Origin of the sequence: Thiorhodococcus fuscus (assembly GCF_042682685.1) — a bacterium.
GTDB classification, from domain to species: Bacteria; Pseudomonadota; Gammaproteobacteria; order Chromatiales; family Chromatiaceae; genus Imhoffiella; species Imhoffiella fuscus.
Genome location: NZ_JBHUHX010000007.1, coordinates 122,200 through 146,528 on the forward strand (window position 1 = coordinate 122,200; position 24,329 = coordinate 146,528).

Annotated in this window: 19 protein-coding genes and 1 pseudogene; 4 read left to right on the plus strand and 16 right to left on the minus strand. The window is 63.8% G+C overall.

The window, feature by feature from the left end:
* The first annotated feature begins 9 nt into the window (after positions 1-9).
* Positions 10-1,494, plus strand: a complete 1,485-nt coding sequence (locus ACFSJC_RS03700) for an oligosaccharide flippase family protein (protein WP_386023396.1) — start codon at positions 10-12, stop codon at positions 1,492-1,494.
* A 73-nt stretch (positions 1,495-1,567) separates the two neighbouring features.
* On the opposite strand, the gene ACFSJC_RS03705 is transcribed toward ACFSJC_RS03700, so the two are convergent.
* From ACFSJC_RS03705 to ACFSJC_RS03750, 10 genes are all read right to left on the minus strand, one after another.
* Positions 1,568-2,170, minus strand: a complete 603-nt coding sequence (locus ACFSJC_RS03705; RefSeq protein WP_386023399.1) for a L,D-transpeptidase family protein — start codon at positions 2,168-2,170, stop codon at positions 1,568-1,570.
* A gap of 187 nt (positions 2,171-2,357) precedes the next feature.
* The gene (locus tag ACFSJC_RS03710; RefSeq protein WP_386023402.1) at positions 2,358-3,554 is read right to left on the minus strand and encodes a class I SAM-dependent rRNA methyltransferase; all 1,197 of its coding nucleotides are present in this window, start codon (positions 3,552-3,554) and stop codon (positions 2,358-2,360) included.
* A gap of 101 nt (positions 3,555-3,655) precedes the next feature.
* Positions 3,656-4,612: a serine hydrolase gene (locus tag ACFSJC_RS03715; RefSeq protein ID WP_386023405.1), complete on the minus strand. Its 957-nt coding sequence runs from the start codon at positions 4,610-4,612 to the stop codon at positions 3,656-3,658.
* Between the two features lie 8 nt (positions 4,613-4,620).
* The gene (locus ACFSJC_RS03720) at positions 4,621-5,610 is read right to left on the minus strand and encodes a response regulator (RefSeq protein WP_386023408.1); all 990 of its coding nucleotides are present in this window, start codon (positions 5,608-5,610) and stop codon (positions 4,621-4,623) included.
* A 593-nt stretch (positions 5,611-6,203) separates the two neighbouring features.
* On the minus strand, positions 6,204-7,934 hold the full coding sequence (locus tag ACFSJC_RS03725) for a nickel-dependent hydrogenase large subunit (RefSeq protein WP_386023411.1): 1,731 nt from the start codon (positions 7,932-7,934) through the stop codon (positions 6,204-6,206).
* Between the two features lie 65 nt (positions 7,935-7,999).
* The gene (locus ACFSJC_RS03730) at positions 8,000-9,292 is read right to left on the minus strand and encodes a (Fe-S)-binding protein (protein WP_386023414.1); all 1,293 of its coding nucleotides are present in this window, start codon (positions 9,290-9,292) and stop codon (positions 8,000-8,002) included.
* Complete coding sequence (locus tag ACFSJC_RS03735; RefSeq protein ID WP_386023417.1) at positions 9,289-9,951, minus strand: hypothetical protein; 663 nt, start codon at positions 9,949-9,951, stop codon at positions 9,289-9,291. The genes ACFSJC_RS03730 and ACFSJC_RS03735 overlap by 4 nt, the downstream gene beginning before the upstream one ends.
* Positions 9,948-11,057: a hydrogenase small subunit gene (locus ACFSJC_RS03740; RefSeq protein WP_386023420.1), complete on the minus strand. Its 1,110-nt coding sequence runs from the start codon at positions 11,055-11,057 to the stop codon at positions 9,948-9,950. The genes ACFSJC_RS03735 and ACFSJC_RS03740 overlap by 4 nt, the downstream gene beginning before the upstream one ends.
* Positions 11,058-11,077: 20 nt before the next feature.
* Positions 11,078-11,533 carry a hydrogenase expression/formation protein gene (locus ACFSJC_RS03745; RefSeq protein ID WP_386023422.1) on the minus strand — a complete coding sequence of 152 codons (456 nt, stop codon included), beginning with the start codon at positions 11,531-11,533 and terminating at the stop codon, positions 11,078-11,080.
* Between the two features lie 160 nt (positions 11,534-11,693).
* Positions 11,694-12,167 (minus strand): HyaD/HybD family hydrogenase maturation endopeptidase, encoded by a 474-nt coding sequence (locus tag ACFSJC_RS03750; protein WP_386023425.1) that lies wholly within the window; start codon positions 12,165-12,167, stop codon positions 11,694-11,696.
* Between the two features lie 85 nt (positions 12,168-12,252).
* Here ACFSJC_RS03750 and ACFSJC_RS03755 point away from each other — a divergent pair, with 85 nt between their 5' ends.
* On the plus strand, positions 12,253-12,492 hold the full coding sequence (locus ACFSJC_RS03755) for a HypC/HybG/HupF family hydrogenase formation chaperone (protein ID WP_386023428.1): 240 nt from the start codon (positions 12,253-12,255) through the stop codon (positions 12,490-12,492).
* A 455-nt stretch (positions 12,493-12,947) separates the two neighbouring features.
* Positions 12,948-13,883, plus strand: a complete 936-nt coding sequence (secF, locus tag ACFSJC_RS03760) for a protein translocase subunit SecF (RefSeq protein WP_386023431.1) — start codon at positions 12,948-12,950, stop codon at positions 13,881-13,883.
* A 69-nt stretch (positions 13,884-13,952) separates the two neighbouring features.
* Here the strand turns inward: secF and ACFSJC_RS03765 are convergent, their stop codons facing one another.
* Positions 13,953-14,408 carry a hypothetical protein gene (locus ACFSJC_RS03765; protein ID WP_386023434.1) on the minus strand — a complete coding sequence of 152 codons (456 nt, stop codon included), beginning with the start codon at positions 14,406-14,408 and terminating at the stop codon, positions 13,953-13,955.
* Positions 14,409-14,596: 188 nt separating this feature from the next.
* On the opposite strand from ACFSJC_RS03765, the gene ppsR reads away from it, so the two are divergent.
* On the plus strand, positions 14,597-15,445 hold the full coding sequence (gene ppsR, locus ACFSJC_RS03770) for a posphoenolpyruvate synthetase regulatory kinase/phosphorylase PpsR (protein ID WP_386023437.1): 849 nt from the start codon (positions 14,597-14,599) through the stop codon (positions 15,443-15,445).
* A 152-nt stretch (positions 15,446-15,597) separates the two neighbouring features.
* Here ppsR and ACFSJC_RS03775 read toward each other — a convergent pair.
* The 5 genes and pseudogenes from ACFSJC_RS03775 to ACFSJC_RS03795 form a co-directional block, all read right to left on the minus strand.
* Positions 15,598-15,747, minus strand: a pseudogene (locus ACFSJC_RS03775) (SAM-dependent methyltransferase); the annotation flags it as partial.
* A 14-nt stretch (positions 15,748-15,761) separates the two neighbouring features.
* Positions 15,762-17,186 carry a WGR domain-containing protein gene (locus tag ACFSJC_RS03780; RefSeq protein WP_386023440.1) on the minus strand — a complete coding sequence of 475 codons (1,425 nt, stop codon included), beginning with the start codon at positions 17,184-17,186 and terminating at the stop codon, positions 15,762-15,764.
* A 277-nt stretch (positions 17,187-17,463) separates the two neighbouring features.
* Positions 17,464-19,011 carry a reverse transcriptase family protein gene (locus tag ACFSJC_RS03785; RefSeq protein WP_386023443.1) on the minus strand — a complete coding sequence of 516 codons (1,548 nt, stop codon included), beginning with the start codon at positions 19,009-19,011 and terminating at the stop codon, positions 17,464-17,466.
* Between the two features lie 442 nt (positions 19,012-19,453).
* Complete coding sequence (locus ACFSJC_RS03790; RefSeq protein ID WP_386023445.1) at positions 19,454-21,112, minus strand: SWIM zinc finger family protein; 1,659 nt, start codon at positions 21,110-21,112, stop codon at positions 19,454-19,456.
* Positions 21,102-24,158, minus strand: a complete 3,057-nt coding sequence (locus ACFSJC_RS03795) for a WGR domain-containing protein (RefSeq protein ID WP_386023447.1) — start codon at positions 24,156-24,158, stop codon at positions 21,102-21,104. Before ACFSJC_RS03795 ends, ACFSJC_RS03790 begins: the two co-directional genes overlap by 11 nt.
* Positions 24,159-24,329 lie beyond the last annotated feature (171 nt).

The following is a 24,329-nucleotide window of genomic DNA, read 5'->3' on the forward strand; positions in this document are numbered from 1 at the left end:
ATTCTCACCTTGAACCCGATCAAACGTCTCGCCTCTCAGACGGCCATCTATGGCGTCAGCAGCGTCTTCGGGCGCTTCCTCAACTATCTGCTGGTTCCCTTCCTCACGTACAGTTTCGCGCCGGTCGAGTACGGCGTGGTCGCCGAGTTCTACGCCTACATGGGGTTCTTTGCCGTCGTTCTGGCCTTCGGGCTGGAGACGGGCTATTTCCGCTTCCGCTCGACGGGGGATTGGTCGCCGGAGGCTGTCTACGGGACCGTGCTGCGATTCCTGGTGCTGTCCAATGGGGTATTTTTCGTCACGCTGCTGATGCTGAGTCAGCCGATCGCCGATCTGCTGCGCTATCCGGAGCACCCGGAATACATCTGGTGGTGCGCGGCGATCCTGGCCCTGGATTCGGTCGGTGCGGTCGCCTTCGCGCGGTTGAGGGCCGAAAACCAGGCGCGTCGTTTTGCCATCATCAAGCTGCTGGAGATCGGGGCCAACGTGGGCCTGACGCTCTTTTTCATCTATTCATGCCGACACGCCTACGAGGCCGATCCGGCGTCGCTGCTCGGCCGGCTCTGGGATCCGGAACTCGGGGTGGGCTATGTCTTCATCGCCAACCTGGCCGCAAGCCTCATCAAGCTGGTCTTGCTCACCCCTCAGTTCAGGGGGGGGCTGCGGGTCTTCGATGGCGTGCTCTTCGGACGTCTCATCCGCTATTCGCTGCCGATGGTGGTCATCGGCTTCGCCGGCATCATCAACGAGATGCTGGACCGCGCCGCGCTCAAGTATCTGCTGCCCTACGACACCGAGACCAACCTCGCCCAGCTCGGTATCTACAGCGCCTGCTACAAGCTCTCGATCCTCATGTCGCTCTTCATCCAGGCCTTCCGCTACGCCGGCGAGCCCTTCTTCTTCAGCTATGCCAAACAGAGCGATGCCCGCCAGACCTACGCGTTGGTGCTCAACTGGTTCGTGATCTGCTGCGTCTTCCTCTTCCTGCTGGTCGTGCTCTACATGGACGTCTTCAAATACTTCGTCGGCGATGCCTACCGCGAGGGGCTGGACGTGGTGCCCGTGCTGTTGCTGGCGCAGCTCTGTCTCGGTGTCTACGTCAACCTGTCCATCTGGTACAAGCTGACCGACCGCACCCTGTTGGGGGCGGGTGTGTCGATCGTCGGGTCGCTCATCACCGTCGTCCTGCTGTTCTGGTGGGTGCCCATCTACGGCTATCAGGGCGCGGCCTGGGCGCATCTGGCTTGCTACAGCTCGATGGTGCTCATGTCCTATCTGCTCGGACGGCTGTACTACCCGGTGCCCTACGAGATCGGGCGCGTGCTCGGCTATATCGCACTGGGGCTGGGGCTCTATGCCGCCGCTGGCTGGGTCGAGTCGGTCACCGCCTGGCACTCGCTGGTTACCGGAAGCCTCGCCATGGCCGTCTTCCTGCTGGTCGTTCTGGTTGCGGACGTGCGCCGGCTTCTGGTTCGACGGTCACCGGCGATTTAGCCGCCGGCTTGAGGGGCAGGGGCCTTGGGCGCTCTCTGTCGCCCAAGGCCCGAGGGGGCACCGCAGGGCGCGGTCAGGGCAGGATCTGGATCGGCGTGCCGTCCGGGACCAGACGCCAGATCTCGTCGATCTCGTGGTTCTGGACCGCGATGCAGCCGTGCGTCCAGTCACGACCCCCGTACTGCTTGCGCAGATCCTCCGAGCGCACGTAGTTCGGCAGGCCATGAATCATGATCATGCCGCCCGGGTTGTATCCGAGCTGGCGGCTGACCATGCGGTCGCGATCGTTGGGGTAGGAGATGTGGATCGCCTTGTAGAAGTTGCTGTTGGCGTTACGCCAGTTGAGGACGTAGTCGCCGACCGGGGTGCGCTGATCGCCTTCGCGGTATTTGTGTCCCACGGGCGATCCGCCGAGCGAAACGCGATACTGGCGTACCACCTTGCCGTTCATGACGAGTTCAAGCTGACGCGCCGATTTCTTCACCACAACCTTGTCGATAGGCCCCGTAATTGGGGGCGGGGTGTCTTTCTGCATGGCGCATCCGCCCAATCCGATGAGTCCAGCCAGCGCGAATGCGCCGAACAGGCCCGAGGGAAGCGAGGCGATCCGCGATCTCCAGGTTTTACGATGATGACTTGGCTCGATGTGCTGCATGGGGTTTGGCGTGACTTTCATGGTTGGATCTTGAGTCGATACCGGACGGGAAGGCTCCTATGAGGCATGAGAAAGTCTATGTAGGCGCATGGAAAAAAGCTACCAGCTACCAGCTACCAGCTACCAGCTACCAGCGAGATGATATCGCTGGCGGCTGGCGGCTGGCGGCTGGCGGCTGGCGGCTGGCGGCTGGCGGCTGGCGGCTGAATCAGAATGCCGGCAGGGCGCGCAGGAACAGCGTCTTGAGATAGGCGGTTTCTTGGATCGCCGGATGCACCGGATGATCCGGGCCTTGCTGTCCGGCTTCGAGCAGTTGCAGGCTGCGTCCGGCGCGTCGGCCCGCTTGCTGGACGGTACGCAGGAAGGTGTCGCGTCCCATGTGGAACGAGCAGGAGGAGGTGACCAGCAGTCCGCCCGGTTCGAGCATCTCGATGCCGAGTCGGTTGAGACGCTGATACGCCTGCGTGCCGTCCTTCTCGTCCTTGCGGCGCTTGATGAAGGCGGGCGGATCTAGGAGCACGGTATCGAAGCGCTGTCCCTGATCGCGCAGCTCGCGCAGAACCTCGAAGGCGTCGCCCTGAATGCGGGCGACGCGGTCGGCCAGACCGTTGCGCTCGGCGTTCTCGGCGACCCGTTGGAGCGCCGATTCCGAGCTGTCCACGCAGGTGACCTGCTCGGCTCCCAGCGCCGCCGCACGCACGCCCCAGGCGCCGATATAGCTGCAGACGTCCAGAACCCGTTTGCCGACGCCGTAGCGAGCGAGGCGGGCGCGGTTCTCGGACTGATCGAAGAACCAGCCGGTTTTCTGTCCGCTCAAGGGCGAGATGACGAACTCCTGTTCGTGCTCGATCAGCGTGACCGTGTCCTCGGGGGATCCCAGGACGACCTCGACCTTCTGCTCCAGACCCTCCAGGGTGCGCACCGAGGTGTCGTTGCGCAGCACGATCGCCTTGGGACGAACCACCTGTTCGAGTGCCGCCAGGATCTCGCCGCGTGCCCGCTCCATGCCGGCGGTGGTGATCTGGACGCAGAGCAGATCGCCGTAACGGTCGACGATGAGTCCGGGCAGGCCGTCGCTCTCGCCGAAGACGAGCCGGTAGTAGGGGTGTGGATAGAGCCGCTCGCGCAGGGTGAGCGCATCGTGGATGCGCTGTAGCCAGAGCGCGGGGCTCAGCGGATGGTTCGGGTCGCGGCTGACGATGCGGGCACTGATGAGCGAATGCGGATTGACATAACCATGACCGATCCAGCGCTGGTGGCTGCTCAGGATCTCGACCGGCTGTCCGGGCTCCAGTGACTTGAGGGGGGTCGCTTGGGTGTCGACCTCATTGCTGTAGGTCCAGCAATGGCCGGCGAGCAGGCGGCGTTCCTGGTCCTTGCGCAGGATGAGAGGCTGAATCTTCATGGTGCATGTCCGATCGGTGTGAGGCGAGTCTTCGCTGAGCCGACAAAGACTACCAGAAGGCGCCGCCATGCGGCATGGTCAGCCCAGATCCTCTGGACGGATCAGACCAGGCGATGCCGATCCTTCATGTACAGATAGACCAGGTTCGAGACCTCGCGGATGGCATCGCTGCGCTTGGAGATCCAGCTGCCATAGTGGCGAGCCCGGGTCTGTCGCTCGATGATGCCGATCATGGTGTAGGCGTGAGTGCGACCGTATCGGTCGCGCGATTCGATGATACCCATGTCGCCGCAGAGCTTGGCCGTGGATCCGGTCTTGTCGCAGGCATGTACCGAAGAGGGCATGCTCGCGACCCCCGTGGTGATGCGGTCGTGGTTCGGCAGACGCATCAATCGATGCATCTCCTTGCTGTAGGGCAGTTTGCCGTGGTGCAGCGCGTAGAGGAAACGGCTGTAGTCCCAGGCGGACGCGCGATTGGCGTAGGTTGCACCGCTGGTGGGGATCTTCTCGACCACCCGAACCTGCTTGAAGATGCCCGGCGCGTTCGCTTTGAGCACGGCCTCCACCTCGTGCGGGCCGCGCCCGGCGCCGTGGCGGCTGACCAGATCGAAGAGTCTGTTGGTCGCCCTGTTGTCGCTGTGTTGAATCATCCGCTCCATGGTACGACGCACCGAATCGGTGTAACGGGCGCCTTTTTTACCCTGGGATACCTGATAGAAATAGGCCTGTGCGACGAAGGGTTTGATCATGCTCGCCGCCTGGCGGGGGACGGCCTCGTTGATGGAAACGAGCTTGGTGCGGGTCGTGAAGTCGTAGACGGACCAGGAGGTGCGTTCGCTCGGCAGGATCAGACCTCGCCGACGCATCTTTTTGACCAGGCGAGTCACCTGGTTCTCAAGCGATGAATCGGCGGATTTCGCTGCGGCGAGATCGGGCCAGCCGACCAGCGCGCCAACCGAGCCGACCGCCAGCGTTTCGAGAAACCAGCGTCGTTCGGGGCAGTGAGTGCACGCCACTGCATCCTCGGCGGCATGCTCGGTCGATGTGAAGAACGGCATACCGACCCTCAGGCTTGAAGCAAGAAATAGACTCCGGCGGCGGCCCCGATGCCGGCCAGCGCAGCGAGCGCGACCAGGGTGTAGAGGCGCCCCATGGCGCTGCGCAGCGATTGCTCGACCGCTTGGAGGGATTGCTGGGAGGTCGCGAGCGCCGATTCGATGGCCTCCTGGGTCTCGCGGCGTGCCGCCGCAGCCGCCTTGGTGGCGCTTTCGGGCGCATCCTGTCCTTGACCGGCACCCCCGCGAGGACGCTGATCGCGCATGTGTTTCTCGAAGGATTCCAGCAGGGAGGCACGCTCGGCCTCGATGCCGCGCTTGACCAGGTCGGGCAGGGTTTCGGTCGCCAGGCGCGTGGAAATGGCCTGCAGATCGGCCATGGTGGGCTTCGGGGGCGCTGTTCGCTGGGCGGCCTGATCGGTGGCGAGGCGCTCGTCGAGGATGCGGTTCGTCTCGTTCCGCAGTCCTTCGGTCAGATCCCGGCGCACTTCCTCCACAAATGCGGGCAAAACCCGGGATAGCCGGGCTTCCAGTCTGGACTCGATGAGCTTGAGCACGGCCTCCTCGGACAGACCGGCCGGCGCTGCATGCGGGGTGGCTCCGCGCTCTTGGACCGGGGCCGGGGGGGCGACGCCGTCGAGTTCGGCGTTCAGCCGTTCTAGGATTTCGGGCAGCAGATCGGGCGCCGCCGATTTTGGAAGGATGCCGAAGACGCCTTTCTTCTTAGCTGTGGCGACGAATTCCGGTTCCTCGTGCGAGGTGCACATGACGACGGGAATCGCGGCGGTGCGTGGATCCTCGCGGATGACCTCGAGCGCCTCGAAGCCGTTGAGCCCGGGCATCATGTGGTCCATGAAAATGGCGTCCGGGAGGCTCTTTCGCAGAACCTCGAAGGCGGATTCTGCCGAGTCCGCCGTTTCGACCTCAATGCTGTGGCGCTGGAGCTGGAGTCGCAGCGCGTAGCGCGCGGATTTTGAATCGTCGACCAGAAGTATCTTCATCGGGGCATCGCTTCCAATGATTGGTGTGGTGAACGGCTAAGCTGATCCGCCGGACTCCATGTTGTTGAATTTCCAGTCCGAGCCCAGGGTTTGAGCGCATCCGTGGCGAGGCGCTTCTTGGTTCGGGTCGGGGCCGATCGGTCTGGGAGACGCCGTAGCGGCGGTGCGTCGAGCAACGGTCACGACTGTCGGTAGGCGGTCGGAATGGGTCGGCTTTCGAAGCCATGGCCAAACGACCTGTCGCCTTTTCCCTATGTGTATCGGTGGGATCGCCTCGCCACCTAATCTAGCCGCAGATCGAATCCTGGACTGGGATCCGTTGCACATCTTTCCTCCGCTCGGCGTTGCGGCGGGTGTCGGCGGCTGCATCGGTCGGTCTGTGCGTTCCCTGTAGTCGTGGCGCCATAAGCCGTCATTCTGATACCGGCGCGCGGTGCGGGCAAGCGAATCGGCCCAGGGTTTTGGATACGGGGGCGTCGGTTGCTCGTGGCGTGAGTTGGCGATCGATCGGTGCGGAGAGGGGGCGATGGACGACGCCCCTGGCATTGGGGCGCCGTCAGAGACGGAGAGAGGTCAGATGCGTGGGGCGTCCGTCAGCTGATCTTGATCCGCAGCTGCTCGCCGGATTCCGGGTCCGTGAGATGCACCGCGCAGGCGATGCAGGGGTCGAATGAGTGGATGGTGCGCAGGATCTCGATCGGCTGTTTGACGTCCGCAAGCTGATGGTTGTCCTCCAGCGCGGCCTCGTAGGCCCCGGCCTGATCCGAGCCGTCGCGGGGTCCTGCGTTCCAGGTCGAGGGCACGACGGCCTGGTAGTTGGCGATCTTGCCGTCCCGGATGACAATCCAGTGTCCCAGCGCGCCGCGCGGCGCCTCCATGTAGCCCGCGCCACGGCACTCGGAGGGCCAGGAGGACGGGGCCCAGAGGCTGTCGTCGAAGGTCCGGGTGTCGCCGGCCTTGACGTTGGCGATCAGCGCCTCGTACCAACCGTGCATGGCATCGACCATGACCTTGGTCTCCAGCGTTCGCGCGGCGGTTCGGCCCAGGGTGGAGAAGAGCGCCTCGACCGGCAGGTCGAGCTTCGAGAGGGTCATCTCGACCAATTCCTTGGTCTGAGCATGACCGGTGGCATAGAGCATGAGGACGCGCGCCAGCGGGCCGACCTCCATCGCCTGTCCCTTCCAACGCGGCGCTTTCATCCAGGAATAGCCCTGGTCGACATCGAGCTGGGTGTAGGGCGGTTTGACGCCACCGCGCCCGTCGTATTCCAGATTGGTCTCGCCGTCGTAGGGGTGCAGACCCTGGTCGTTGCCGGCGTCGTAGTCGTACCAGGAGTGGGCGACGAACTCCTGGATCTGGCTCGCGTCGTGGATGTCGATCTCGTGGAGGGTCGAGAGGTCCCGATTCAGGATGACGCCGCGCGGGAACAGGAAGGTTGCGGGGTCCATGGTGCCGGTGTCCGGCAGGTCGCCGTAGCACATGAAGTTGCCCAGTCCCTCGCCGCGCCCGGCCCAGTCCTTGTAGAAGCCGGCGATGGCGAGGGTGTCCGGGACATAGACCTGATCGACGAAGGTCTGCATCGATTGGATGATGTCCAGCACCTCGGCGAAGCGCTTGGCGTTGATGGCCGAGTCCGAGTTCAGATCGATGGGGCAGGCGACGCCACCGACGACGAAGTTCGGATGCGGGTTCTTGCCGCCGAAGATGGCGTGCAGCCGGGCTGCGTCACGCTGCCAGGCGAGCGCTTCCAGATAGTGGGCCACCGCCATCAGGTTGGCCTCGGGCGGCAGCTTGTAGGCCGGATGGCCCCAGTAGCCGTTGGCGAAGATCCCGAGCTGGCCCGATTCGACGAAGGTCTTGAGGCGCTTCTGGGTGTCGGCGAAATAGCCGGGCGAGGACTTGGGCCAGGCGCTGATCGACTGTGCCAGATCCGAGGTCGCCTTGGGATCGGCACCGAGCGCGCTGACCACATCGACCCAATCGAGCGCGTGCAGGTGATAGAAGTGCATCACATGATCGTGTACGTACTGGGCGCCGATCATGAGATTGCGGATGAGTTGGGCGTTGGCGGGCAGCTCGATCTGGAGCGCGTCCTCCACCGAGCGCACCGAGGCCATGCCGTGCACCAGGGTGCAGACGCCGCAGATGCGCTGGGCGAAGGCCCAGGCATCACGCGGATCGCGGCCCTTGAGGATGGTCTCGATGCCGCGCACCGAGGTGCCGGAACTGTAGGCCTGGGCGATGCTGCTGCCGTCCATCTGCGCCTCGATGCGCAGATGGCCCTCGATGCGGGTGATGGGGTCGACGACGAGTCGTTCACTCATGTTGGCGGATCTCCTGCGCGGGGCCGGCGGACCGGCCCCGCAATTGTCGGGTGCTGGCCAGCGGATCAGGCCTCGGCGTCATCCTTGGCGGCGCGCGGTTTCTCGACCAGATGCTCGGCGATCATCTCGGTCAGACCGATGACCGGAATGTCCATGTTGAAGGTCTCCAGTCCTTCTTCGAGCTGGGTCCGGCAGGTCGCGCACATGGTGACCATCCGCTCGGGGGACACCTCCTCGATCTGCGCCTTCTTGCGCTTGAAGGCCGCCATCTTGAGCTCTTCGGCACGCTCGTTGGAGCTGACGCCGCCGCCGGCGCCGCAGCACCATTGGAACTTGCCGTGCTCCTTGAGATCGACGAAATCCTCGGCCACCAAGTCGATGAGGTTGCGCTGCTGCTGGATCACGCCGCTCTTGCGGGCCAGGTTGCAGGGATCGTGCATCGAGAGTCGATCACTCTCCTTGCCCTCGGTCTGGATGCGTCCCGCCGCGCGCAATTCCTCCAGCACCTCGATGATGTGGAAGACCCGGAAGGGGTAGGGGCGTCCGATCAGGTTCGGACCTTCCCAGCGGATGGCGGTGAAGGCGTGGCCGCACTCGGGGCTGATGACCTTGGGCACCTTGAGGGTTTCGGCCGCCGCGACCACCCGCTCGACCAGCTGAGCGGCGATGTCCTTGTTGCCGATCTGGATGCCGGCGTTGGTGGCCTCGAAGCATTCTGTGGAAAGGGTCCAGGTCACTCCGGCGTGATCGAAGATCTTGGTGATGGCTTCCAGGTACTCGGGGAAGTTGATGATCTCCATCGAGGACATGAGCACCATGTATTCGGCGCCTTGCTTGTCGACCGGAATCTCCAGTCCGGTGCTGGCCTCGACGTGCTTGATCTGCACCGCCAGGGTCTTCCACTGCAGGCCCATGGGGCTGCCGGTGGTGATGGCGCGGATCGAGGCGTTGATCAACCCCTCGGGCGCGTGGCCGGCCTGGACCATGCCCTCGCGCGACTTGCGGATCATATAGGCCAGGTCGTTGCCGACCGGGCAGACCATGGAGCAGCGTCCGCACATGGAGCAGGAGTCGTAGAGCAGCTCTTCCCATTCTGCCAGCATGGCGTCGGTGACCTTCTGCTGCAGACCCAGCAGTCCCTTGATCTTGCCCCAGAGGGTGAATTCGGCCTCCCAGACCAGACGCAGCGGTTCGAGCTTGAGGATGGGCGTGTATTTGGGATCGCCGGTTTCCAGATAGAAGGGACAGGACTGGGCGCAGATACCGCAATGCACGCAACTGGAGAAGAAGGCGGCGGTCGGCGCGTCGACCTCGGCGCGAAAGGCCGCGAGTCCGCGTTCGAGTGTGAGCTCGGTCATGACTGAACCCCCTTGCGGCCGAAGGCGGCGCCGTTGTACCAGCGGGCGATGAAGGCCGTGAAGATGTGCGTCAGCTTGGTGAATGGCAGCAGGACGAGCAGCAGCTCGGCCGAGAGGATGTGCATCCCCAGTGCGAGCGGGTAGGGCTCGACCAGGCGGTGATAGGCCAGGTAGCCGGTCAACACCACCATGAAGACCACCGTCCACAGCAGATAGTCCTCGGTCGTGCTGATGCGTTTCTTGACCGGATGGGTCAGCCGATGCACCAGGGTTGCGATCAGTGCGATCAGGGTCACGCCCGTGGCCAGGTCGACGATCGGGTTGGGCAGTCCGGGCCAGTATAGGCCGAGCACGCCCTTGAACAGCTCGATGTGCGGGATGAACAGCAGCAGCGCGATCAGAAAGCCGATGTGCCAGAGCCAGCCGACCACCACGTTGAAGGGCGCTCGCTTGAAGGTGCCGGGATCGGCGACGGTGCGCGTGATCATGGTTCGCAGTCCCGGCAGCCATTCGCCGGCACGGGCCTCGGCATAGTTGGGTGCGCGTCCGAGCAGGAAGATTTCCAGGAGGCGCGCGAACAGACCGATGGCGAAGATCACCATGGCGATGGTGAATAGGGGGCCTTTGACCCACAGCAGAAATTCCATCGAGCCGTTCATAGTTTCTGCTCCAGTTCTTCGATCGTGACGGGCTGGCGCGTTTTCACGGCGTCCTTCTTGCCCTTGCGAGCGACGGTGGCGATTCCGGCACCGGCGACCGCGCCGACCGCCGCTGCTTCGAGGAGCGTCGTCGTGCTGGTCCCGATGGGCACCGAGACCGGCTCGTAGAAACCGCCGCCATCCCAGAAGCCGGGTTCGGAGCAACCGAGACAGGGATGACCGGACTCGATCGGCCAACTGGTGCCCGCGTTCCAGCGCATGGTGGCGCAGGCGTTGAAGGTGGTCGGACCCTTGCAACCGAGCCGGTAGAGGCACCAGCCGAGCTTGGCTCCCTCGTCGTCGAAGCTGTCCGCGAACAACCCCTTGTCGTAGAAGGGCCGGCGATAGCAACGGTCGTGGATCGACTGGCCGTAGAAGGCCATGGGACGGCGGTAGGCATCCAGCTCCGGCAGTCGTCCGAAGGTCAGGTAGTGCGCCAGCACGCCGGTGATGACCATGGGGATGGGCGGGCAGCCGGAGACGTTGATCACCGGCTTGTCCTTCACCAGATCCATCACCGACATGGCACCGGTCGGATTGGGCTTGGCCTGTGGCAGCCCTCCGAAGGCGGCACAGGTTCCGACCGCGATCACGGCGGCGGCATGCTCGACCGTTTCCATCAGGATGTCGTAATTGCTGTGTCCGGCGACCGTCGAGAATCCGGGGTTGGCGTCCGGGCCGGGGATGGAGCCGTCGACGATCACCAGATACTCGCCGCGATTGGTCTCCATCGCCTGCAGCCGGGCCGCCTCGGCGGCTTCGCCAGCGGCGGCCTGCAGGGTGTGGTGGTAGTCGAGCGAGATGAAATCGAAGATGAGTTCCTCGACGCTCGGGCTATGGCTGCGTGTCAGGGATTCGGTGCAGCCGGTGCACTCCTGGAAGGACAGCCAGATGACCGACGGGCGCCTCGCCTGTTCGAGCGCGGCGGCGATCGCCGCCGCCATGCTCGGTGGGAGGGCCATCATGGACGCGGTCGCGGCGCAGAACTTCAGGAATCCACGACGCGACAGCCCGATGTCTCGCAGGCTCTCGCCGAGGGTTTTGTCGGGGGTTTTGCGGGCAGCCATGGTCCCTCCTCAGTATGGTGTCAGGACGATAGTGGCGGGGTGTTCGGTGCCGGGGTGCCGTCCAGGCGGGCATCGAGCCGATCGATCGCGAGCGCGAGATCCTGAGGCTGCGGGCGCAGGATCTGCGGAACGCTGGCGATCTCGATGTGCAGTGTGAGGCGTTGGTTCTCGGCGTTCAGATAGTCCACCAACCAAACGCTTGGAATCGCGGTCTCCTGAATGCGGGTGGGTCCGAGCGCCTCGACCGATGCCTGGACCTCGCCCGTGCCCAAGCAGTCCGTCAGGCGCTCAAGGTCGCCAGGCCCGAAGGGCATGGCGCTGAGGTCGATGCGGGTTTCCTCGCCGCTGGCGATCAAGCGCTCCAAGGCGTGACGGATCTGGCCGAGGACGGCGCGAGCATTCCCGTAGTCGCGAGGCTTGCCCGAGCAGGGCGCGTTCGATTCGATGGAAACGGGAATCTGATCCAAACCTGACATGACCGACCCTCGGCGTCGCGATATTGAGAAAAATTCTAGGCCGATTCGGCGTTCCCGGATTTGATGCAGCGCATCTTTGTTAGAAGTTCAGCATGAACGAATATTAATTCGCATTGAAATTCATAATATTCTTGGATTGGTGATATCGGGTGTCTCCGGTCTACTCGCTATCCCAGCGGGCGAGCAGGTCGTGAATGCGTTGGATCGCGATGGGAACGGCTGCCTCGACCGCTGGCGTCAGGCTCTCGCCCCAACCGATGAACTCGGGCTCGATGCCGATCAGAGCGCGCCGACCGGGCAGGCTGTCGGTTAGACGCGCCATGTCCATGAGGTCGGAGAGGCTGACTTCGTGAACGCTCTTGGCGTTGGAACGTAGCTGGCGATCCATCTCGGCATCCTCGAAGACGCGCACGCCGCCCGGCGTTTCGCCGAGCTTGGCGGCATCGACAACGATCAAACGCTGGCAATCGCCGATCGGAGCGGCGAGCGTGAAGCTCAAGGTGCCGCCGTCGATGCAGGTGATCGATGGGTCTAGTGTCGGATCGGAGGCGAGACGGCGAATCACCTCGGCGCCGACCGCTTCGTCGGTCATGAGAACGTTTCCGAGTCCGAGAACGAGTGTGCGTGGTTTCATGATGCGGGCTTACCGGTCTTGATGGACGACGCCGACAAGCATAGCCTCATCCCCATCCACACCGGGTCGATTCGGAGGTCTGAGGATGTGTTTCGCGATTCCCATGCAGGTCCGCTCCATCGATGGCTTCCTGGCCCACTGCGAGGCTAAGGGTGTCGAGCGCGAAGTGAACCTCTTTCTGATGCAGCACGAGTCGATCGAGGTCGGCGACTATCTCGTCGTCCATCTGGGGCAGGCGATCGAAAAGATCGACGCCGAGCGGGCGATGGAAGCCTGGGAGATCTACGATGCCATGCTGGCGTCGAACGGCTCCCCGAGCGGCTGATCCCCTGGATGCTTTCGCGACCTATTGTCAGAAGGTCGGGCCAGTCTCTATGATGGCGCCGCCAGGCAAGTAGCGTTGGACTCGAAGCTCCGCGATGTGGCCTGCAGTCTCGACCCCACCCCTCCTCGTGCCGTGCTTCTCTGGCGTTTCCGCCATCCTTGGAGAGCCGGTAACGGAAGTGCTCAAGGTTTCAACCGCAACACATTGACGCGCCGATCAGGGCTCGGTTGACCGCGATCCGTCTTTGGAGCCGCTCTCCATCGCGTATTGGCGGGACCTGTCGGATCCGATCGGCGTCGCAGTCTCCCGACCACGCGATTGAGCTGGTGGACGCCGTGTGGAATCGCGGTCCCACGGGTGCGGTTGCGCCCGTGCGTCTTGCGTTTCGAGCGACCGCCAAGTCGGTCTCATGGCGATGAATAGGTCCGACCCCCGCGTGTTAGGACGCCAGAACGATGCTTTCCATCAAGCTCGGAAATATCGATTTCGTTGCCAGGCGTAAGCTGGCCTATGTTTTATCGGCTGTCGCCATCCTCGTTTCATCCCTTTCGCTTGCGATCAAGGGACTGGATCTCGGGTTGGATTTCACCGGCGGGACCCAGGTCGAGATGGGTTTCCCCGAACCGGTCGAGATCGAGTCGATCTCGCGCGTCATGGAGAGGGCGGGGCTTCGCAGCCAGACCATTCAGTATTTCGGGACCAACCGGGATCTGTTGCTGCGTTTTCCGCCTTCCGCCCACATCGACCAGCTTCAGCTCAAGGATCAGTTGGCGCAGGCTTTCCAGGGAAGCGGACAGCCGTCGCCCGAGGTTCGGCGGGTCGAGTTCATCGGTTCTCAGGTCGGCAGCGAGCTGATCGAGGATGGCGGTTTGGCGATGCTGATCGCGCTGGGCGGGATCGCCATCTACATCTGGCTGCGTTTCGAGCGCCGCTTCGCGGTCGGGGCCCTCATTGCGACCTTGCACGATCCCATCATCACGCTGGGCTATTTCTCTCTGACCGGGACCAGTTTCGACCTCACGGTGCTTGCCGCGCTGCTTGCCGTCGTTGGCTACTCGGTGAACGATACGATCGTGGTGTTCGATCGTATTCGCGAGAATTTCCGCAAGATGCGCCAGGCCTCGCCCGCCGATGTGGTCAACACCGCAGTCAATCAAACCATGTCGCGTTCGCTCATTACCTCCGGCACCACGCTCATGGTCGTGGTGGCCATGTTCTTCGTCGGCGGGCCACTGCTCGAAGGATTCTCGCTCGCGCTCATCATCGGCATTCTGGTCGGGACCTATTCGTCCATTTTTGTGGCCAGCACGGTCGCCCTGGATCTGGGCGCGAGTCGGGCCGATCTGATGCCGGTCGATAAGGAGACCGGAAAGCCGATCGAGGGGCCTTGAGCCCGGAGGAAACGCAGACGCCCGACGGGCCAAGGGCCGTCGGGCGTCCATGGGGCGTGCAGGTCGGGGTCAGTTCAGGAATTCGCTGGCGATCCTGTGCTGCTGCTCGGCCTCTTCATACTCGGAAACGCTTTCGTCCTCCATCATGGCGCAGTTGACCGCCATGCGCGCCTGAACCGCCGCCTTCCATGCGCGGTTCTGTTTTTCGGTCATGAATTCTTCCGGAGTCAGCGCGGCCGTGATGGAGGCGGCAACGAAGTGATCCGCCTGCGCCATCCAGTCGGTGTCCTTGCCGCAGTCGGTATAGGTGGTGACGGCATAGGATTTGGCCGACTTGAAGGCGTCTTCCAGCTCTCCGGGGCTCGCGTCGGCGCGCAGTCCGGTGGCGATCGCGCGGTCGATGCGCTCGTCCCGGCTCAGATGCATGACGCGCTCGGCGAAGCGGGAGCCGAGTAGACGCTGCTGCTCGGCATTCAGCCGATTGAGCGCAGCCCGGAGGTCTTGGTCGTTGTCGATGGTGGCCATTGGGTGGTCCTCAGCCAAGTGAAGAAGGTCCCGGCGGGCGGCTCCCCCGTCATCCCGCGCCGGATATCTCGCATATCAACAAATTCCAATATAGAACACATTGACATGGGTCACACCGCCCGGTTGTGATGCACGATCGTTACGGCGCGCCTCGCCGTCGATTCCAATCATTCAGTTGCAGAGAACTCATGAACCGCACCGTCTTCTTCGTCTCCGAAAGCACCGGCATCACCGCCGAGACGCTCGGTCACAGCCTGCTGTCGCAGTTCGATACCGTGAATTTCGAGCAGGTGTACATGCCCTATATCAACACCGAGCTGCGCGCCAAGGCGCTGACCCAGCGGATGGCCGAGGCCGCCGATCGCGATGGGGCGCGGCCGATCGTCTTTGCGACCATGCTCAATCACGAGATTCGCGACATCCTCAAGGGCGGCAACTGTTTCTACGTGGAACTCTTCGAGGTTTTCGTCGAGCCGCTGTCGGCCGAACTCGGTGTGCCGCCGAGTCTGAAATCCGGCCAGAGCCACGCCATCACCAAGCCCAGCTACTACACCAAGCGCATCGAGGCCATCAATTTCGCGATGGCCAACGACGACGGTATCCGACCGGACAATTTCCATCGTGCCGACGTGGTCCTGACCGGCGTGTCGCGTTCCGGCAAGACGCCGACCTGTCTCTATCTGGCTATGCACTACGGTCTGCGCTCGGCGAACTATCCCATCACCGAGGAAGACTTCGAGCGCGGCGACTTGCCCCAGCTCCTCTACGACTGCAGGCACAAGCTGTTCGCCCTGACGATCGAGCCGCAACGGCTGCAGCTCATCCGCGAGGAGCGTCGCCCCGGAAGCGGCTATGCCTCGCTGGAACGCTGCCAGGAGGACATCAAACAGGCCCAGAAGATGTACAAGCGTCTGCAGGTTCCCGTGCTCAACACCACCACCCAGTCGATCGAGGAGATTTCCTCGCAGATCATCAAGATGCTCAAGGACAATCTCGAAGGCGGGGCCGCTTCCGGGGGGAAAACCGCCGTGATCTGATGCCTGCTGGCATTCAGTCAGCGCGTGCGTCGAAAGCGCGGTGTTCGACGCGCTTCATGTTCGAGCACGCGCGTGCTCGAACATGTCGGGCCATCCTTGGCCCTGACAGGAGCGGCGATCAATCAGCGTTCTATCGGCCGATTGCCCATGCATCACTGCGGCATCAGGGCGAACACACCCCAGCCCAGATATTCACGTGTGTAAGCGGCGTAGCGTTCGGGTTCGGTGGTCAGTTGGGCGCGAACATCCTTGGCGAACGCGTCTTCTGGATTGGCCTCAAGCCATCGACGCATGGTGAGCCAGATCCAGGATTGCATCAGTCGTCGAGCCTTTTGATCTCGCCATAGGCGCGATAGAAGTTGCCGCGCGAGGAGGGGCGCAGCTCGTCCACGACATAGCGGCGACCCGCTTCGCGGATGTTCTTCGGGAACTGGACGTTCCAGGCCTCGTAGCCTGCACTCACTACTCGCACCCGCAACTTGGAGCCCTCCTGATAGCACTCGACCACCACCTTGTCACCGGCGTTGTCGACGTGCTCGACGCTCGATTGAACCTGGGCAGCGGCGGTCTCCGTGGGTGCGGTAAAGGTCTTGGCCTCGGGCACCGTACCGGCTTCCGCCGCCTCGATCGCGGCATCGGAGACGTCGAGACAGGCGAGCGTGCCGTCCGAGGTGACGATATAGAGACGATCGCGATGATATTGCATGGACAGGGCCGAGCCGCAGCGGGTGGCCAGCTTCCAGATCCGCTTGCCGTCCTCGGCGAAGCAATAGACGGATGAGCTGTTGTCGCCGGCAAAGACGTACTTGCCATCCTCCGCAGTCGCGCAGGAATAGACCGTGCTGTCGCACGCATAGGTATGACCCGGCTCGCCACGCTTGCTGAACTGCAGCACCTTGTCCGCGCTGGTGGCGGCATAGACATGGGATTCTTCCTGCCAGCCGAACAGGACCTGGCCATCGGTGTCTGCGTGCCAGATCTGGGTGCCATCCTCCCAGTCGTACATGGTGATGCCGCCGCTGTGGCCGTGATAGACGCCAAGCTCGTCGCAACGCACCATCCAGCCCGACTTGCCACGGGACTGCTTCTCCCACTGGGATTCGTCGTCGTGGTTGATGATCACGATCTTGCCGTTGGCGTCCGCCACGCCGAGCACGCCATCGGCGATATCGAGCCAATAGATATCGGTGCTTTCGTGGATCTCGTAGGCCACCATCGGCGCCTTGGACGAGAGGTCGTAGACCTTGCCGTCGTCGCAGCCGGCGTAGAGCCAATCGTCGTCGGCGACGATGCATTTGACGCCGTCGGGCAGCTTGAACTGATGGGTGACGTTGCCCTCGTGGCTGAGACGGAAGACACGCCCGGCCTGGGTGCCTGCCCACACGGACGCCTCGTCGACGAAAATGCCAAAGGTGGCCGCGCCGGTCTCGAACCGCCAGATCACCGGCGATGGCTTGGATCTGGATGGCGAGCTGGCGGTGGCGCGTCGGGTGATCGCGCGTTTCTGGCGAACCCCCATTACCGCGTTCTCGTAGCCCTTCTTCTTCTTTGCGCTGATCTTCTTCTTGGCCTCGGCGAGCGCCTGTTCATGACTGGGGAAGCGCTTTTCCTGGCGCTGTCCCTGGTCGCCGATACGCCCGTAGCGGATGGTCAGGAGACAGTCGCTCACCGCGACTTCGTAGAACTTGTGAGCGCCACCCTCCGCTTCGGAGAGCTCGAGATACTCTAACTGGTCGGCCATGATTGGCTCCTTTTCTGGTCGTATCGGGTCGAGGCGTGCGCCGAGCGGGATGCCGATCTCTGCAGACGACCCTTCCCTGGCACGCTTGAGCCTAAATCCGGCAATTGGAACCGCAAAGGCGCAAGGACACGAAGAAAAACATCGAGTTGCCTTGCTGCATCGTCTCATCCCTTGGGTGAGCATCGCTTCGCGGACAACATGTTGAAATTCTTTGCGCTCTTTGTGCCCTTTGCGGTTCAACTGCTCTTTTCAGGTTGAAGTCCCATGCTGTCAGCGTCTAAAACAGCTTCCACCAGTTCTTCTTTTTCTTCGTGCCATCGACGGCTTCGGGCGCTGTGGTGTCGCGCTTCGGCGCGCTCGTCGAGCTGCCAGTGGATGGGTTAGGGCGCCGACGGCCCTTGAAGGGTGTGGCCTGCTTCGGGTAGCGGGCGATCAGCGCGGCCACTTGCGCCTTGAGCGGCTGACCCTTGGCCGGATCCACCATCGCGACATAGTTGGCGAATCCTTCGATGGCGGCCATCAAGTCGACGCTGTTATCGCCTGTGGCACGGCCCCAGCGCTTGCCTGCCGGGCCGTCCTTTTCGATCTGAAAGAGCGTGGCGCGGAACCGCCTGAGGGTCTCCCGAGGCACCGCGGGGCGCTCGTTGACCACGATCCCGGTCACCTCCTGTCGCCGGCTCTGCCTGAGCACCCGTGTCTTGTCCGGGTGGACGACGAACCCGTGGCGTTGCACCAGCCACCGGACTCGTCCCAGCAATCGGCCCACGTCGGCATTGGCATCGTCGGAGGAGAAGCTCAGGTCGTCGGCGTAACGCGTGTAGCGAAAGCCGAGCTGACGAGCGGTCTTCTCCAGCGCCCGATCCAGGCCGCGACAGATGAGGTTCGTAATGGCCGGGCTGGCCGGCGATCCTTGCGGCAGGACCCGATCGCCGAGCGCCACGAAATAGCGCTGGCCGTCGAGCTCTACTTCCTGGGTCTCCGGCGCGGTGCAGATCAGTCCGAAGATCGAGGCGATCTGCTCGCCATAGCCGAGGGACTGGAACAGCCCTTTGGTACGGCGATAGCTGACGGTGGGGAAGAAATTCTGCAGGTCGCAGTTGACGACCACCCGGGACCCCAGATGGGGCTGGGCGTTGGTGAGAATGGAGCGCCCGTGACGAAAGCCGTGGGCATGCTCGTCGAGCGCGACCGGGTCGAGCACGTTGGCCAAGATCCAGTGCTGCGCATGCTTGAGCTTGGGCATGGGCGCCGAGATCGCGCGCTTACCGCCGGTGCGCTTGGGAATGAAGAAGTGCACATAGTGACTGACCCGACTGGTCGTGCGGGCATAGGCGAGGAAGCGCAGGGTGCCCAGATCGATACCCATGGCCGCCGCCACCGCCGCCGCGTCGGCGAGTTCCGGAAGGCCATGCTCGGCCAATCGCTCGGCGTCGCAGCCCTTGTGCCCGAGCCCGGCGGACACTCCCTCCCCGAGAAACCCGATATCCGTCTCTTTCTTGGCCTTCCAGGTCTCGGCCCGCGCCTGGCGCTCGGCCAGCTTGCGCGCCTTGGTCTCTTGGCGGCGCTCACGGGCCTCGGCCATGCGGCGCTTGCGGACCTCGCGCTTGAGCGCCTCGATATTGTGCAGTCTGGTCTGCTCGGTGCGCAGTGCACGCAACTGGGCCTCAAGCTCGGCGCGCCGGCGGATCTCATCCGCCGGGTCTTCCGGCATGGTGCCGGCGGCCGGCCAGAATCCGAGGCGAATCATCTCCTCGACGATGACGGAGTCCTTCGAGCTCTTGCGGATGCGATCGTATAGCTCTTGGCGAGAGGAGGGCTGGGGCATGGCGCGTCTAGGGTCTGTTGACTGGGATTTGGGGCGGTCTGACGGCGAGCCGCATGGCGCGAGCATGAACGGGAACGGATCTCGCGAGCAGTGCCCCTGCGGTGATGCTCGACAGGCTCGGATGTGGTGAGGTGGCAGGCACGGATGAGGGTGGTGAGGAGGGGGCTGGAGCGGTGCGGAGTCCTTTCGAATGACTCAGGACTAGATCGTCTCAACTCCAGGCGATACGCCCCCTAGGTGCACCTTTGAATCCAAGGGATTCAACCGGCAAAGGCACCTAGGGGGCAGTATCGCCACAGTTAAGAGCGAGCTAGTGACGCATGAACAACCACTTGGCAAAGACGGCGATCCGCCGCCCAAAATGCAAAGGATGAGTCCGCTTCCGATGTCGCGCCTCTAGAGAGCAACGCGACAAGGGATGACCGCGACAGCCTGATCCTCCTCACCGAAACCGGTTCCAAAAGGAACGTTTTTCACTCTTGGCCATGCGCAGCGCCAAGATGTGCTCGCATGGCCCCTGGAACAACTTGTTCTGCTGATAGAAATTGCAGCTGCAACGAGCCTGGATCATACGTCGATCCGCATCGAGCAACAACATCGCTTGGTGGACGTGACTTCCGTCCTTGACGGTGCCCGTGAGTTCCAAGCATTGATCCGGGGCGGCGTTCCTCCGAACCGAGACGCGATGCGCTTCGACCAGCCGCGTCGCGGCCTCCTCTCTGGGACTCACGAAACGCAGCCTGTCCATCGGCAAGGGCTCGCGCGACAGCTCGCGGACCCGGTAGACGCCCTTGTCGATGTCGAAGATGGCGCGGCCGGCCTGCGTGTAGGCGGACAGGGCGCCCAGCACGATGGAACGGTCGAGCTGAAGCCGCCGCGCCAGCGACTCCGGGGCCTCGTACCAGTTTTCCTTCAGAGCATCGAAGACGCGACGTTTGGTCAGGTCGTCGACGTCGGTACGCGGCGCCATCAGGTCGAAGTTGCCGGCGCTGGACCAGTCGTTGGCGGTCCAGCCCGACAGCCCCAGCGTGAAGCTCATGTCTCCGAGATCGGCGACATAGAAGGCGGGCAGGCCGCTGCCGAGCAGATGGACGACGAATCGCTTGGCGACCGGCACCAGCCGCTCGAGGATATGGATGCGCCGCCGCCCCCAGACCCGCACCTCTTCGGCCGTGTCGCCCTGATAGATCGAGCGTGCGCAGATCACTTCGATGTTCCAGGGCTCGAAGATGACCTTGACCGGCTGGCCAGGCGTGAGCACATAGCGCATGGAACGCGGCCCATGCAGCTCCTTGTGGCGCCGCAGCACGAAGCAGAAGTTGTGGATGTCCATCGGGTGCAGCTCGAAGGTGATGGCCGGCAGGCTCATCGCCGAGCTCACCTGGAGGAAACCGCGCACCCAGGAGTCGGGCAGGTCGATCTTGACCTCTTTGTAGCTGTCCTCATCCGTCGTCTCGACCTCGAAACCGGACGGATCCACCTCCAGCCAGGTGGTCTTGTAGCTGCGGATCTTTTGGAATTCGTCGTAGAGCGCCTGGGAATAGTCCACATTGGTGGTGCCGCAGGCGCGCTCGCCCAGGCTGGTGAACACCTCGTAGCTGGCGCCGAGCTTGCCGTAGGTGGATTCGTCCTGGGAGAAGCACTCGAAAAAAAGCTCGTCCGGGTGGACGGTGATCACCGGATCCAGGACATACCAGTAGTCCATGTCGGTGCGGTAGAGGTAATCGAAATAGCGTTTTCGCGCCCGATAGAAGGGGGCCATCCGCTCCGAGCTGGTGCGGCGCAGGCCGTCCAGTTCATGACGCAGCGTCTCGATCTGCTGCCCCAGGGTGCCGCGCTGCTGGAGCACGTGCGCCCAATCGAGCTCATCTTGTGTGGCGAGCCATTCCATGTAGGCGGTGCGATCCTTGGGCTGGAAGCGCAGATCCGAGACGACCACGTCGTGCAGGGCGCTGATGGCCTCGCGGAACGGCAGGGATTTCGCCAGCTCGCCGCGAAAGAAGGTGGGCTCGCGCTTGGTGTCCGGCGCAAAGGACATGTCCGTGCGATCGGCGCCGCCCTGAACCGACGAGCTGCCGCGATAGGCGTAGCTAAACTCCATATTCCCCCCTGCGGCTCGACGGTGCATCGTGCTCCGGCGTATTGATCGGCTGTAGCGGCAGCGCGATCCGCGGCCAGGTCTGTTGGATCCGCACCATGCCTTCGATCATCCGAGCCTTGTCGCCGATGACCATGGTTAGGGATTGACGTGTGAAGATCCGCGCCACCACCTGGGCGCTCGCCTCGTCCGTCAGCGCCTCGGCGACCAGGAACTGGAGTACCCGGCGTTTGGCGATGCGCCCCTTGTTGACGCGCGAGAGGATGGAGACGAAGTAGTGCTCCAGCTCGCCGAGCCGCCCCGCGTTGCCGCTGGCGTAGCGTTCGAGGTAGTTGGTTGCGAACAGCTGTAGCGCCTCGGATGGATGCTCGGCCAGCTTCAGCAGATACTGCTCTCCATGCGCCGAGTCGAAATAGCGGGTGATCAGCTCGCGGCCGAAGGCTTGGACGTCCGGGCGCACGCTGTCGCAGATGGCGACGAGCACCTCGGGCGTCAGCTGGTCCGCATCGAAGCTGTCGCGAAACAGGCCGAAGGCCCATTCACGGGAGTCGTCCCAATTGGTGTCGAGCAGACGCACCGTTTGCGCCATCGACTCTTTGAGACGGTCGAGGCTGCGCTCGCTGAGCCGCCAGCCGGCCTCGCGCACCGCCAGCACCTGGTGGTCGACGAGCCGAACGATCTCCTTGATGGTCAGCGTCTCGGTGAAGGTGTCGCGCTGCAGCATCAGCCCGCCGAGTTCCTGGGCCTGGGGGATCTTGCAGCGCAGGAGCCTGAAGATCTCGTCTTTTCCGAAGACGGGGAGCGCGGTCGACAGCTCGTCGCGCAGGAGACTCAGCAGATGGCTGTGCACGCCCTCGGGCGCCTCCTGGCATAGGCCCTGTATCAGCATCGCGGCAAAGGCGGATCCGAACTCCGGCTCCCGCTCGACGAGTCGGGCCAGTACCGGGCGGATGGTCTCGCGCAGGTCGGCGTGTTCGCTGCAGGTCAGTGCATAGAGCAGCTCCGGACGCTGCGTGAGTTCCCGGTCCTGAATCTGTCCTACCAGTCGCGCCCCGATGATCCGCAGGCTGGAGGTCTCCGAGCGCAGCAGGGCCAGCAGCAGGTCGTCGGCGATCTGTGCGCTTTCTTTCGCCAGCAGGATGTGTCCGGCCAGTTCCCGCAGCGCCACCAGAGGATGCGCCGCCAGGTCGCGGATCACCGGGTCGCCGATCGCCGGCAGTTGCCCGGCGAGGGCCCGGATGACGACGTCGACGGCCCCGGCCGCCCGGTCGGCGTCGTCCGGGCCGAGCAGCAGCAGGGCGGCGAGGATGCGCCCGACCAGGACCCGCGCCTGATGCTCGGGCAGGATGGCCCCGAGGAGCAGCCGCTTCGCCAGGTCACGGGTGTCTTGGTGGGGCGCGAGCACCAGGGCCGCGATCAGGCCGCTGTTCGCCAGGAAGGTCTGGCGATTGCCTTCGATCCAGCGAAACGCGGCCTGGCGCGCGGGCTCATAGGCGCAGCAGGCGACCGCGGACACCAGGTCGACGTCGATGTGCGCGGGGTCGTAGCGCCGCTCGGCCAGCTCGAAACCCAGCTGGGCGGTGACCGCGTAGGGCCGTGACAGCAGCATGACCAGGGCATCGGTGTCGAGCTGGTCGCAGAAGGCGCGATTGTCCCTCAGGGCCTTGACCGCGAACTGGTGGACCGGGAGGCAGTTGCTCTCGTCCAGCAGGTGCAGTAGGCCCTGCGGCAATCGGTCCCACAGCTCCGGAAAGGCCTCCTCACGCTCCGGCACATCGCGCTCGATCGCGGCGCGGTCTTCGGCGCGAAAGGTCTTGTGCCCCTTGTCGGGGCGGAAGCGCCTGCTGTTGCGGTAGAGCAGCTGACAAAAGACCCAGTACCCAGCAAAGGGCGGCCATAGCTGCTGGGTCTCGTGATAACGTCTCTCTCGATGGTCGTAACGCATCTGCTGCCGGACCTGGATCTCGCCGCCATGCGCATCCGTGAAGGGTACCAGTGCACCGACGGCCAGGCCGACCCAGTCGTTGGAGCCGAGTTCGCCCAGACGGCGCAGCAGGCGCCAGCTGCGTCTGACGAGATAGGCGCGCCTCCAGGCATTGCCGCCGCGCTCGGTCTGGAAGCGAAAGGCGAGCAGGCCGAAGGCGCGGCCGTCCCGTCTCAGCTCGGCGCACTTGTAGAGGCGTTTGAGTGCGCGGAAGCCGTTGTCGGCGAATGGAGGCAGCTCCGACAGTATCTGGAGCACCGCCGGCGTCAGGTGCTCGTTGCCGATCAGATAGGCGGTATGCAGCGGCTCGAAGTCGTTTCGCGCCACAAGCTCTCTCAGGACCCGCGCGGCCTCGGTGGCGGGGCCTTCCCTGGCTGGCGCCTTCAGCGCCGCGGGTAGGGTGTCGATCAGACCCTCGAGAAACCGCTCGCGATCGGCGTCGCTGTAGAGCAACCTCAGGGCCTCTCCCGCGATTTGGCGCAGATCGCTCCGCTCTCGCGGGCTTTCGAAGATGCGGCGTAGCGGCTCGATGGCGGCGATCGACCCGCTGCGGCCCAAGGCCCACACACAGCAGTAGCGTCGCAGGTCATGGGCGCGCGGCTCGCAGGCCTGGAGGATGGCGAGGATCTGGGGCTCGGCCTCGCGCAGCTCCAACTCACCGGCGCGCCAAATGGCGCGCTCCAGTGGCCAGTTCGAGCGGGATCGATCGGCCTCGCGCAGACGGCGCAGCACGGCCTCGGCTCGGGCGTCGTTCTGGGGTTGGTGCGCGTCCTCGTCCTGGACGCTGGGCGCCGGAGCCGAGGATGGAGCACGATCGGCCCGTGTCTCGGCAGGCTCGTAACCCTTGGTGATCTTGTCATCGACCAGCTTGTCGAAAACCTGATCGGCCTCGGCTCGGCTCACGGGGGCGATGGTCTTGGAGCCATCGCGAAGCGTGGCGCCGAATCGGCCGTAGCGAAAATTGACGACGAACTGGTCGCGGCCCACTTCGCACAGATCGACCTCGTAGACCTTGTGGGATCTGCCGGCGTGAAACGCGAGCTTGACCTGCTTGACCAACTTCACGGCCGTGGTCTCCGGTTTGGCGAGACCAGGGATCCTACTGATCGGGTTCATCGAGTGTCAATTCAGTGAGCCGCTGATGATGACGCCTCTTTGGTCCCAAACGGACAGGATTGACTTCCACTCTGTTTGGCGTAGCTTATGACGACATCGGCGGCCCTCCGTCGTGATCAC